Below are 12,718 nucleotides of genomic sequence, written 5' to 3' on the forward strand. Positions count from 1 at the left end.
GGCACACCGGCAGTCAGGAAACAGAACTGGCGAATGCCGATACGGTGCTGCACATGCAGGATGAAATTCTGTTCATTGCCAACCCGAAAGATGTGGAGGCCATTGTTGCCTTCTTCGGAAGAAAAATTTCGGTGGAGTGGGAACGGGAGGACAAGAACTTGATTTCACGCCGCATCCTCATCACCAAGCCGGAACTGAACGGCAAGTCTCTGTCTCAGCTCAAGATACGTAACAACTTCGGTGCCTGCATCACCCGTATCAACCGTTCGGGCGTGGATCTGGTGGCAACTCCCCACTTGCAGTTGCAGATGGGAGACCGTGTGACGATTGTAGGCAGTGAGCTTGCCGTGAGCCATGCGGAGAAGGTATTGGGAAACTCGCTGAAGCGTCTCAACCATCCAAACTTGATTCCTATCTTCCTGGGTATTGCCCTGGGATGTATCTTGGGCAGTCTGCCGTTCATGTTCCCCGGCATTCCCCAACCCGTGAAACTGGGACTGGCCGGTGGACCGTTGGTGGTTTCCATCCTCATCAGCCGTTTCGGGCCTCAATATAAGCTGATAACCTACACGACGATGAGTGCCAATCTGATGATACGCGAAATCGGTATCGCCTTGTTCCTGGCCTGCGTGGGGTTGGGTGCAGGAAAGGGATTCATCGATACCATTATCTACGAAGGCGGCTATGTGTGGATTGGCTATGGGGCCATCATCACGGTCGTTCCGTTGCTGGTGACAGGATTCATGGGGCGCTATTTCTGGAAGCTGAACTACTATACGCTGATAGGTGTGCTGTCCGGAGCTAACACCAATCCACCTGCATTGGCCTATTCCTCGGACTTGACATCCTGCGATGCCCCTGCGGTGGGATACGCCACGGTCTATCCGCTGGCTATGTTCCTGCGGGTGCTGACGGCTCAGTTGCTGATACTGGCACTGGCGTAGTTTCACCATAGATAATCTATGGTACATAGGTTGATTTGATAACAAGTAATGTAAAGAGAGCTAACAAGTAATGTTAGGCTGCTTTACATTACTTGTTGTTTTTGTTTGTAGTATTCCTCCGCTTGTGCCAGTGTCTCCGGTTTGCCGATGTCGAACCAGCGGAATCCTTGCAGCGGATAGCCTTGTATGTGCACCTTTGTGCAGGCGGACAAGTAGAAAGGAATGATGGAGAACTTGCCGTTCCACTGCCCATCGTCCATCAGGTGGAAGAGGGAGGGGGAGATGATGTGGATACCTCCGAAGGCGAGTTCCCGGTACTTCGTTTCCCGGTAGTCGAAGCCTGCCGGTTTCACCTCTCCGGTGGACTTGTTTATCCAGCCGTGCAGGTGGTAGTCGTCGTCAAAAAGGAGATAGCGGGAAGTCTTGCGCTCGCTCACAAGCAGGGTAGACTCCGCATCGCTCTCCAGATGGTGGCGATAGAGACCTGCAAGGTCAATATCCGTCAGAATATCCGCGTTGTGCACCAGAAAAGGTTCTTGTCCGTCCAGAAAGGGGCGTGCCTTTTTGATGCCTCCTCCGGTGTCGAGCAGCATGCCGCGTTCGTCGCTGATGTGAATCTCCGTGCCGAAGTTGTCGTGGGCACGGAGGAAGTCGATAATCTGCTCCCCGAAGTGGTGGATATTGACCATTATCTCGTTGAATCCTGCTTCCTTCAACCGCAGTATCACCCGTTCCAGCATGGGCTTTCCTGCTACGGGAACGAGGGCCTTGGGCATGTTGTCCGTCAAGGGGCGCAACCGGGTGCCCAGGCCGGCGGCGAAAATCATGGCTTTCATATTGGCATATTCTCACATTAGCACATTAAACTTTGGCCTTAAACGTCTGTTCAATATTCTGTTCTCTATGTATCAGGTTCACTTGTACGCCGAACTTCTTGTGCAGATGTTCCGCCAAGTGTTGTGCCGAGTACACGGAGCGGTGCTGTCCGCCGGTGCAGCCGAAGCAGACAGACAGATTGGTGAAGCCGCGTTCCATGTAGCGCTTCACGGAAGCGTCGACAAGGGCGTAGGCATGCTCCAGGAATACGGCTATCTCGCCGTCGTCTTCCAGGAAGCGGATAACGGGTTCGTCCAGTCCCGTGAAGGGTTTGTAACGCTCGTACTTGCCGGGGTTGTTCACAGCGCGGCAGTCAAAGACGAAACCTCCTCCGTTGCCCGTGGAATCTTCGGGGATACCTTTTTTGTAGGCAAAGCTGGTGACTTTCACCACGAGGCGACGCTTTTGCAGGTCGTCTGTAAACTGTTTCAGCTCGGTAAGTTCGCGCAGAATCCGGCAGAGGTAGGGATATTCTGGATAAGGTTCTTGGAGCAGTTGGCGAAGGTTCTCGATGGCGAAGGGGACACTTTGTATGAAGTGGGGCTTCTTCTCGAAGTAACCGCGGAAACCATAGGCACCCAGCACCTGCATGGTGCGGAACAATACGAAGTGGCGAAGCTGGGCATAGAAATAAGCCTCGTCCACGGGCTGGTACTTGCGCAGGGCGTCGATGTATTCCTTCAGCAACTCTTGGCGCAGGCTGTCGGGATAGTTTGCTTTGGCCTGCCACAAGAAGGAGGCAACGTCGTAGTAGACCGGACCTTTGCGTCCGCCCTGGAAGTCGATGAGCCACGGCTCGTTGTCCTTTATCATAACGTTACGGCTCTGGAAGTCGCGGTACATGAAGGTGGCGGAGCTGCTACGGAGCAACACGTCTGCCATCTTCTGGAAGTCATCTTCCAGCCGGTCTTCCTGGAAGTCCATTCCCGTAGCCTTGAGGAAGCAGTATTTAAAGTAGTTCAAGTCCCACAGAATGCTGCGGCTATTGAACTCTGCCTGCGGGTAGCAGTAGGAGAAGTCCATGCCGTCGGCTCCGGCAAACTGTACGGCGGGCAGCAGACGGATGGTCTTGCGCAGCAACTGTTTCTCTTCCTCACCGAATACGCTGGTCTTGCGGCCTTTCTCGATGGCATTGAATAGGAGCGAGTCGCCCAGGTCTTCTTGCAGATAATAGATATCATCTTCGGAGCGGATGAACACTTGCGGTACGGGCAGTCCTTTCTGGCGGAAATGTTCTGCCATGTAGAGGAAGGCGCGGTTCTCCTCCACAGACTCTCCGCTGACGCCGATAAGTGTAGGACTTCCGATGAGGCGGAAGTAACGGCGGTTGGAGCCGGAGGAGGGGAGTTCGTCAATCTGTTCCGGTTCGTGTCCGGTATGTGCGATGTAGAGTTTCTTAAGTTCTTCGGTTATCATGGTGGTATGTTTTATTTTCGCAGCTAAGATAAAACTTTTGTCGGAGATATGCTTACCTTTGCAGGAGGAAAATATTTAATTTGATAGCTTCATAATGGATTCCATTCCTCAGTTTCTCATAGCCGCCCCTACATCGGGCAGTGGAAAGACCACCGTCAGTCGTGGACTGATGGCATTGGTTGTGAAGACAGGTCTGAAGGTGCAGCCTTTCAAGTGCGGTCCCGATTATATAGATACTAAGTATCACGAGGCGGTATGTGGCCGTCCTTCCATCAATCTGGATACTTTCATGGCATCTCCGGAGCATGTCCGCAGTCTGTATGCACGCTATTCGGCAGATGCTGATGTTGCCGTGGTCGAGGGGATGATGGGGATGTACGACGGGTACGACCGCGACCGGGGCTCGTCGGCAGAAGTGGCACGGCTCTTGGGTATTCCTGTGGTGCTGGTGGTCGATGCCAAGTCGGCTGCCTATTCCATGGCTCCTTTGTTGTCGGGGTTCATCAATTTCCGTCCGGATATACGTATTGCGGGAGTTATCTTCAATCGTGTCGGCTCACCCCACCACTACCGGATGCTGCAGGAGGTCTGTGAAGACTTGAACGTGACTTGTCTGGGCTATCTGCCCAAACGGAAGGAACTGGAGCAGGAGTCACGCCATCTGGGGCTGGATTTCAGCCGTTCTAAGGAGACGGAGGGGCTGGACATGCTGGCAGGCTTGCTGGAGGAACATGTGGACTGGGAACTGCTACTCTCGACAATCGGGCTTCCATTGCCTGCGGCGGCTGTGGAGGAGAAGTCGGTACTATCAGAGCCGGGGAAGCTGCATATCTCGGTAGCGCGCAACGAAGAGTCCTTTTCCTTCCTCTATGCGGAGCATCTGGATATTCTGCGCTGTATGGGCACGGTCACTTTCTTCAATCCGGAGCAGGACCGGGCTATTCCGCAAGAGACGGATTTGCTCTATCTGCCCGGCGGCTATCCCGAGAACCGTCTGGAGGAACTTGCCGGGGCAAGGCTTGCCAGGGAGTCTATCCGCAGCTATATAGAGGCTGGTGGCAGGACGCTGGCAGAATGCGGGGGGATGATATATCTTTCGCAGTCCGTTCTTTCTGATGGGGATACGGACGGGGGAGGCAGTGATACAGACGGAAGAAGCACCGGGAACAGTGTAAGCAATGTCGGAAATGAGATGGTGGGAGTATTACCTTTCAGCATCACGAACGAGCGTAAACGCAGGAAACTGACATTGGGATACCGTCGGTTCGACTATAACGGATGGCGGCTTAAAGGACACGAATTCCATTATACGCAGCTTGCTGTGCCCGAAGCTGGTGGAAAAGAAAGTGGTGCGTACAGTCTTACTCCCTCGATAGTGCAGGTTTTCAATGCCAGAGGAGAGAAGGTCGCTACTCCCATTTTTCGTTATAAGAACCTGATTGCCAGCTATACACATCTGTATTGGGGCGAGATGGATGTGATGTCTTTGTTCGGTGGAGCCTAATCTTGTAAAACATCTTTTGAATCTGCTGGACTTTCCTTCTTTTTCCTTTCATGTTTTGCTTGAAAAGTCCCGGTATTTCTGCATATTTATATTCCAAATTTGTTTGTATCTTTGCGATAGAGAAAAGGTCTACGGGCTGTGAGGGAGTCCCCTTTACAATCCGGGCTATAGTAGCTGATTTTGAAGAGTTATCCCATGCAGGAAAGTCCTCTACACGTACCTCTGTAAAGGATGAACATCTTAAAATGGAGTTTGTCGATGGTGATTCGATTGGTGTTTTTGCCATAAAGGACGGTGCTATAATGGATGATATTGATAATGCCAAATTGGTTTACAATAGGTCAAGCGGCAGTTGGAATCCGGTGGGAAATGGTACACTTTATTGGTATGATGGAGTGAGTTATGTCGCATACTATCCATATAGGAGGAATATCACAATAGATGTCTCAAAGGGTATGGACGGAGCTATTGCCTCACTGACCGGGAATGAAAAACTGCAACCTTCGAAAGACCAGTCCACAACAGAAAAGCATATTGTCAGCGACTTGTTGATTGCCACCGGCGTACCTGCTATTGACAATTCTTCCGGAATAATCTTGAGCTTGCAGTTTCAACACCAGTTTGCATTGCTTGTGTTGCAACCGCAAGTATACGTAGGTTGTTTTGCTCCTGAAAAGGCAGGCTTTGTTTACCATATGGAATCGAGGGTTTTAGGAACAGACTCGGTAGCTATTAATGTGAGTCTGAATGGTATTACTCCATATCAGATAGATTCTTTGAAATATTGTGCCATTGTTCCGCCACAAGCAAATGCACGGGTTACCGGAAACTATACGACTACCAATGGAAGAGATGATACGAATATAAAGATAAATTATTCGGGCAGCTCCATCACTCTTGTTTCTGGAAAATGCTATACTCTGAAAGTTATCAGTCCCGTACCCGGTAAAGGAAGTATAGAAAGAAAGCTTTATCCCGGGGATTTTATCTTTCAGAACGAAATCGATAGAAGAATAGAGGTACATCCAGGAAATGGAATGTTGGAAGAAGATGGGAAAATCTATGATTATAAAAATGCTATCGGAATGGTAATTACTTGCGATCCGAAAAGGATGACAGACAAGAAGTGCAATGAAAAGGGATGGAATCATGCCTATGTGATGATGTTGGATAGTTTGAAAGAAGGGAATTGGGGACCGGTGGATTTAATCGAAGTGGGTATTGACACAATATCAATAGCTGATGTAAAGTCAAAGCATGATTTTAGTAGAATCAAGAATAACATGAATGGCTACTCTGAAACTTTACAGATGCTGGCAAATCATGAGGGTGATGCATCTTTTGTAAGCGACTGTCGTGCTTTTTATCTGGTGAAAACTTACAATAACAGCAATAAGGTACCGGATGGGATTGAACGCAGTCCGTGGTTTCTGCCAAGTATAGGGCAATGGTTTGATATGTTGGTGAATATTTGTGGAAGATCTCCGGAAAACTTCCAACACAATACCGGTAATGGTTTACAAGATGAAAAGTGGGGACAGGAAACGTTAGATAAATTAGAAGGACAGTTATCCAAAGTTGGTAAATCGTTACCGCAGTTTAACGTGAACTACAGACTTGGTTTCAGTTGCAGTTCTCAATATGATAAAGATAGAAGCTGGATGCTTCTCTGGCATATTGATGATCCCTTATATAAGTGGGAAAGGGTTTGCTTACAAGGATATAATAAGACTTCTGCATGGCATGTCCGGCCGTTTTTTGCATTTTAATCATTCCTTGATTAAAAATAGTCCTAATCTAAGTTTGAATTCATTATGAAAAAGTCCGGATAGCGCATTGATATTTTATGTAATTTCGTTTGTGTTCTCGAAATAGTGGAGTATCTTTGTTTTCATTTAAATATATTATGATTATGAAACTGAATACTTATCGCTTGTCTTCTTTGGAAGACCCTACTGATGAACAACTGCATGCTTTGATGGAACAAGTGGCTGTTGCGGCCCGTGAAAGTTCTCGCAAGGCAAAAAGAGAATTGGAGCGGAGAATGCAAGAGGTGAGAGAAAAATTGAAAGCATATAGAGCTAAAAATGTAAGTGATATATCCATGTGATGAACGAAAAAAATCCGACACTTTGTATAGTAGCTGGTCCGAATGGTTCGGGTAAAACTTCTACGACAGTGCAACTGCTTCATAATGAATGGGCAGAAAATAGCCTTTACATTAATCCTGATAATATAGCGCAAGAACAATATGGTGATTGGAATTCTCCCGTTGCAGTATTGAAGGCAGCAGAATTGGCGACTAAAATGCGTTATGAGTGTTTAAGGAAAAGGCAAGATTTTGTATTTGAAACAGTCTTTTCCTCAGACGAAAAACTTGCATTTGTTGAAGAAGCAAAAAAAGCAGGATTTTTTATTCGCATTTTTTTTGTCTGTACAAATAATCCTGAGATAAATGTACGGCGTATTACACAGCGCTATTTGAATGGAGGGCATGAAGTTCCCATTTCCAAAATTATTTCCCGTTATTATAAATCGTTATTGAATATAGGCAAAGCAATATCCTTGGTTGATAGGGTATATGTCTACGATAATTCAATAGAAAATCAAATTCCTCGATTATTGTTCCGCACTGTAAACGGGACCCTCTTCAAACAATATGTAGAGGAAATCCCGCAGTGGGCACAGTTCCTTATCAAATAGAGAATGAAAAGAGTCTATACCAAAACTGGAGACAAAGGAACAACAGGTATTCATGGTGGCATGCGCGTGCCGAAAGACGATATCCGTATCGAGGCAAACGGATGCCTTGATGAATTGAATGCCGTGATTGGTATCGTGCGCTCCATGCTGGCGGCAGAAGATGGATGGCAGGAGTTGCTGCATGCTGTCCAGCGGGAACTGATGGTGGTGATGAGCCATGTGGCCACTCCCTCGGGAGTGGTGAACCCTAATCCGCTTTCTGCCGCAGAGCTCACGCTGCGCTGTGAGCAGGAGATGGATGCCATGACCGTCCTGCTGACGGACAACGGCTACTTCCTTTTGCCTGGTGGCACTCCCATATCAGCCCAACTGCAGTTTGCCCGTACCGTGGCCCGCCGTGCCGAACGCCGTTTGTGGACACTCCATCGCCAAGACCCCGTGAACGAGGATATTCTGCGCTTCATCAACCGCCTTTCGGACTTGTTCTTCGTCATGGCCCGCATGGAGATGCAGCGGCAGGACTGGCCGGAGGAGAAATGGCAAGAGTTTGCCTACAAAAGGAAAAGACAGTAAGCACTTATCGCTAACCGCCGGGAAGCTGTTTTCAGCATAGGGGTTCTATTTGCTGTCCGAGCCTTAAATCATACAGACATGCCCGTACTTCCGCTTCGCTGCCGATATGCTTTCCTGCATCGTCGGACAGCTTCACGCATTCGCGCCATTCCTGGTTGACGTTCATCTTGCATTGCGTCAGTTTCATTACGATGTTGGAGGGCTTGAATCCGGTATCATTCGTCAGATTGGTGCCGATGCCGAAGGAGCAGCGGATTTTGCCCCTGCAATGCTCCTGGATGTCGAGTGCCTTGCCAAAATCGAGCGCATTGCTGAAGACGATGGTTTTAGTGGTAGGGTCGATACCCAGTTCGCGGTAGCGGGCAACGAGCTTGTCGGTGAAATCGAATTCATCGCCGGAGTCGCAGCGTACACCGTCGAATAGTTTGGCCTGCTTGCGGCTCAGGTTACTTAAGAAAATGCCGGAGGTATAGGTATCGGACAGTGCGATGCCCAAGTCACCGTCGTACACGTTCACCCAGTTTTCCAAGGCCATGTAGTTGGCGTGTTTGTAGCCGAACTGTGCGCCGTGGAACATGAACCATTCATGCGGATGCGTCCCCATAGGCTTCATGCCGTATTTCATGGCGAAGTGGCAGTTGGAAGTCCCGGTACAGTATTCGGCGGTTTCCTTCAGACGGTCTATGACTTTGTCCTGTACCTCGAACGAGAAGCGTCTCCGGGTGCCGAACTCCGAAAAATATAGCTGGTGTCGGTTGGAGAGTGCCACCTTTTCGGACAGTTTGCAGAGTATGCCGTCCATGTCGGCCACGTTTCCCAAAGAACGGTTCTTTATTTCGGATACGATGGAAAGCAGGGGGACTTCGTAAAGGGTGGCCTTGTACAGATAGTCCGTGATTTCAATGTTCAAGTGCCGGTCCTCGTCCAGATGGATGCTTACCTTCTCCGGCTGGAAGCGGAAGGAGGAGAGCCACTCCCAATAGACCCTCGGCAGGAAACGGCAGTGGCGGGTCATGTATTCCAGCTCTTCGGCAGTAAGTACGGTCTGTGCCAGGCTGTCCACCGCCTTTTGCAGTTCCTTCAGAAACGTGTCCGTATAGGCGGTGTCGTCTCTGTCCTTGAAGCTGAAAGTGCCCATGGCATAGGGAAACAATTTGATGTAGGCATACGAGGTGGTGAATTTGTAAAGGTCTGTATCGAGTATGGTATGAATCATGGCAAAATATTCTTTAGTTATGATGTTCGATTTTGGGGATGAAGATAGTGAAAATTTCTTATTTGACCAGCCTCTATCTGTTAACAACGGCATATTCCTATTAAACCATGTTATAAATAAGACCGTTATGAGCTGAAATTTTGGAGAATTCGGAGGAGTCCGTATATTTGCAATGTGTTTTTCATAGTATTAGATTTAAGGTTAACAAAAGATTGGCTGTCTGGGATAGATAGCCTTTTTTTATGCCTTCACTTTTCCTTTTCCGTAGAGGTGGCGTGTAGTGCAGAGCGCCAAAGTTCCATAGACCAATACTTGTATCCACATCGTCAACATCTGCGGCCATACGTCGGCCAGCGTTCCACCCATTGAATTCAGTTTTACAAAAGCAAGTACGGCAGGACCTGCCGGAAACAGATAGTGGGCTGTCTGCCAATACCACGGCATCAGCTCCAGCGGATAGGACACGCCCGAAAGGAAGATATAGCCCACAGAGAAGAAGGCTATCATCAGCAACGGCGCTTCGGAGTCTGTAAACCAGCGGGAGACGGCCAGGGCAAGGAAACTCGTGCCCAGCAGGAAGGGTATCATCATTGTGACGATGTCTCCTCCGCTGCCGATGTGTGGGATGCTGAACAGGTGCGGCAACAGTCCCAGCAGGAATAGGGAAAACACCACGTAGAGCATGAAGTATACGAAGGTCCTGCCTCCGACAATCCGTAATGTATCCTTCAATGAGTCGGCACGCATCAGCCGTATTCCTTTTCTTCGGGCTTCCGCTTCCTCGCCCGTCAGCATGGCAATCACCATCAGCATCGTCTGGAAGATGATGACAATTAGGACGGCGGGAATCAGATAGGAACCGTAGCCCTCTGTATAGTTGTAGAGCGCCGTGCCGGACACGCTGACGGGAGCGGACGAAGCCACTGCCAGCAGTCCTTGCGGAGGTAGGAATACGGTGCCCTCCATGCGGTGGGCATCGTTCACGGCAAGCATGACGCGCGCACTGGATTCTTGCAGTCCTTTGAAGTTGAGGAAAGCGTCCGTGGCGGCATAGAGTACGAAGACCGAAGTCTCGCCCCGTGCTACACGTGCCTCGAAGTCGGCAGGCAGGTAAAGGATGCCTGCCACGTCGCCCTGCTTCATCCATTGGCGGGCTTCGAGGATGTTGGGTGTCTGGCCGTAGACGGCGGTCTGGGGAGTGGCGTCGAGCAGTCGGATGTATTCGCGGCTGAGGGTGGAGTGGGAGAGGTCTACCACTGCGACGGGAGCCTTGCGCACCAGGTTGGGGGCGTACATGTAGTTGTAGAGCAGTCCGTAGAGGAAGATACCGCCTGCCAGCACGAGCAGGATGGCGGGATTGGTGGCGATGGCATGCCACTCGTGGCGGATGACGGAAGCTGTTGACAATGCGGTAGGTGGGCAAGGTGATGGGGAGGCGGAGATTGCTTCTTCCCTTATCTCTTTTTTTATCCACCATTTCAGCAATGGCAGTATCAGCAGTGCTGCCAATAGGAAGATGAAGAGTGTAGCTACCGACTGCCAGAAGTAGGCAAACCCTGCATCGAAGTAAATCATGGCTTGTGCCGCCTCCGTGAAGTGCCGCACGGGGAAGAGGTAGGAGGCCGCATGCACGGGCGCATACATGGCTGTAACGGGAAACGTGACTCCGGACAGCGTAGCCCCCAACGACCCCACCATGGATACTACACTGATGATATAGGCAATCTTGGGAAAGACAGAATAGATAAAGACCGCCAATGCCTGGGTAGCGATGATGAAGAGCACGGTCACTGCATTCATCAGCCACAGACTGCCAGCGAAGGGGATATGTAGCGGGCCGAACAGTACATAGTTTGCCAGGATACCGATGGACGAGAAGATGAGGGTATAGGGCAGCAGTTTCCCTGCTACGGCAGTGAGGATATTGCCCCGTGCCATCTCCAGCCATTCGCCGGCGCTGCCGAATTTCAGTTCGCTGCCTATGGAGTAGACGGTGGTGAGCAGGATGAGTATCTGGAACAGTACGAAAAAGAAAGGCTGGCTCAGGTAGATGGAGTAGTCCATGTCCGGGTTGTAGAGGGGATGGGTACTGGCTTCTACGGGGAGCAGAAAGGTCTGTATCTGTTCTCCGCTGACTCCCAGAGCTTCGGCCTGCATCACGATGGGCGAGAGCGCCACGGGGGCAAGCGTATTCTCGAACGCTGCCATCAGCTCGCTGCCTACCGAAAGAAGGGCATAGTGGTAATAATAGGTGAGCGTTGCGCCAGTTCCCGTCACCGCCTTCTGTTCGAAGCGGGGCGGGATGACGAGGTAGCCGTATATGTCCTTCTGTTGCAATGCCCGGCGGGCGTCGGCTTCGTCGGTGAAGTGCTCCGTCACACGGAAGGTGGGGGCGGCAGAGATGCGTCGGGAGATATTGCGCGAAGTGGCAGTGTTGTCCAGGTCGACGATACCCACGGGAATGTTCTCCATCTGTCCGTTTCCAAAGATGGTGGCCATGAAGAACAGACAGAGCAAGGGTAGCACGACGCAGACGCCGAGGTATAGACGGCGGGAGGTCATGCGGTGCCATTCGCGACGGATAACCATGCGGAGCGCTTTCATTGCGTAGCCAAATTCTTTATCTTTCATTTTTTATTCTTCATTTTTAAGAGTACGGACATCCCCGGTCTCAATCCCTCTACCTGCTGTGTGGGACGTGCGTGTATCTCGAACGTCTGCATGTCATAGCTGCCCGTCTGTTTGGTGGATTTCCAGGTGGCGAAGCTGCCCAGCGGACTGATGTAATAGATGCGGAATTCAATGTCCTTGCCGTCGATGGCGGGGACATCGGCACGGAAAGTGCCTCCCATCTTGAACTGCGGCATCAGGTCCTCGCGTATGTTCAGTACCACGTGTGCATCGTCCATCACGACAAGGCTCATGATGGGAGTGCCGGGGGCCACCAGCTCTCCGCGTTTTGGGAAGATGGTGGCTATCTGGCCGTCTTCGGGAGCGGTGAGACGGGAGTCGACGAGGAGGGAGGAGACTTCATCGACGGTGCTTCGCGCCGCTTCCACCAGGCTGCGGGCCGAGGCACGGTCCTCGCTCTGCGCTCCGTCCACGGCCATCTGGTATTGCTCGTAGGCGGCACGTTCGGCGGCTTGGGCGGCTTTGTACATGGCTTCCACCTCGTCACGCCGCTGGGAGGTGACGACACTGTCCTTATAAAGCGTTACAATGCGCTGGTAAGTAGTCTTGGCGAGGGCAAGGTCGCTCTGCGTCTTGTTCCAGAGTTGCCGGGCGGTGGCCACAATCTGGCGGCGGGTACCGGCGTCTATCTTCTTGTTCTGCTCCTGGGCCACCTGCTCCAGGGCATTCACCTGGCGGTATTTGGCTTCGATGGTGGGGCTGTTGATGACGACAAGCGTATCGCCTGCCTTCACCCAGTCGCCCTCTTGTACGAGGAAGGAGTCCACACGTCCGGGCAGCTTCCCGCTGATACGT

General features: G+C 50.8%; 11 protein-coding genes. 6 read left to right on the forward strand and 5 right to left on the reverse strand.

Features of this window, described 5'->3' with window-relative positions; all coding sequences use genetic code 11:
• A partial coding sequence (locus tag ABUA47_RS16490) for a TrkA C-terminal domain-containing protein (RefSeq protein ID WP_349831773.1) occupies positions 1-944 on the forward strand: 944 nt, incomplete at its 5' end.
• Between the two features lie 83 nt (positions 945-1,027).
• Here ABUA47_RS16490 and ABUA47_RS16495 read toward each other — a convergent pair.
• Complete coding sequence (locus ABUA47_RS16495) at positions 1,028-1,780, reverse strand: nucleotidyltransferase family protein (protein ID WP_347774505.1); 753 nt, start codon at positions 1,778-1,780, stop codon at positions 1,028-1,030.
• A gap of 25 nt (positions 1,781-1,805) precedes the next feature.
• Complete coding sequence (locus tag ABUA47_RS16500; protein ID WP_057098096.1) at positions 1,806-3,236, reverse strand: phosphotransferase; 1,431 nt, start codon at positions 3,234-3,236, stop codon at positions 1,806-1,808.
• Between the two features lie 94 nt (positions 3,237-3,330).
• Between ABUA47_RS16500 and ABUA47_RS16505 the strand changes: the two genes are divergently transcribed.
• From ABUA47_RS16505 to ABUA47_RS16525, 5 genes are all read left to right on the forward strand, one after another.
• On the forward strand, positions 3,331-4,740 hold the full coding sequence (locus ABUA47_RS16505) for a cobyrinate a,c-diamide synthase (protein ID WP_349831775.1): 1,410 nt from the start codon (positions 3,331-3,333) through the stop codon (positions 4,738-4,740).
• Between the two features lie 50 nt (positions 4,741-4,790).
• Positions 4,791-6,509 (forward strand): fimbrillin family protein, encoded by a 1,719-nt coding sequence (locus ABUA47_RS16510; RefSeq protein ID WP_035448418.1) that lies wholly within the window; start codon positions 4,791-4,793, stop codon positions 6,507-6,509.
• 143 nt (positions 6,510-6,652) lie between these two features.
• Positions 6,653-6,850, forward strand: a complete 198-nt coding sequence (locus ABUA47_RS16515; protein ID WP_005836934.1) for a hypothetical protein — start codon at positions 6,653-6,655, stop codon at positions 6,848-6,850.
• Positions 6,850-7,443: a zeta toxin family protein gene (locus ABUA47_RS16520; protein ID WP_005829300.1), complete on the forward strand. Its 594-nt coding sequence runs from the start codon at positions 6,850-6,852 to the stop codon at positions 7,441-7,443. The genes ABUA47_RS16515 and ABUA47_RS16520 overlap by 1 nt, the downstream gene beginning before the upstream one ends.
• Positions 7,444-7,446: 3 nt before the next feature.
• On the forward strand, positions 7,447-8,016 hold the full coding sequence (locus ABUA47_RS16525; RefSeq protein WP_119992732.1) for a cob(I)yrinic acid a,c-diamide adenosyltransferase: 570 nt from the start codon (positions 7,447-7,449) through the stop codon (positions 8,014-8,016).
• 31 nt (positions 8,017-8,047) lie between these two features.
• On the opposite strand, the gene pncB is transcribed toward ABUA47_RS16525, so the two are convergent.
• The 3 genes from pncB to ABUA47_RS16540 all read right to left on the reverse strand — a co-directional run.
• On the reverse strand, positions 8,048-9,232 hold the full coding sequence (pncB, locus tag ABUA47_RS16530; RefSeq protein ID WP_057281158.1) for a nicotinate phosphoribosyltransferase: 1,185 nt from the start codon (positions 9,230-9,232) through the stop codon (positions 8,048-8,050).
• Positions 9,233-9,472: 240 nt separating this feature from the next.
• Positions 9,473-11,863, reverse strand: a complete 2,391-nt coding sequence (locus tag ABUA47_RS16535) for an ABC transporter permease (RefSeq protein WP_347774509.1) — start codon at positions 11,861-11,863, stop codon at positions 9,473-9,475.
• On the reverse strand, positions 11,860-12,718 hold an 859-nt coding region (locus ABUA47_RS16540), incomplete at its 5' end, for an HlyD family secretion protein (protein WP_349831776.1). The genes ABUA47_RS16535 and ABUA47_RS16540, both read right to left, overlap by 4 nt.

Origin of the sequence: Bacteroides sp. RTP31139st1_H2_RTP31139_211217 (genome assembly GCF_040227615.1) — a bacterium.
In the GTDB taxonomy this organism is placed as follows: Bacteria; Bacteroidota; Bacteroidia; order Bacteroidales; family Bacteroidaceae; genus Bacteroides; species Bacteroides uniformis.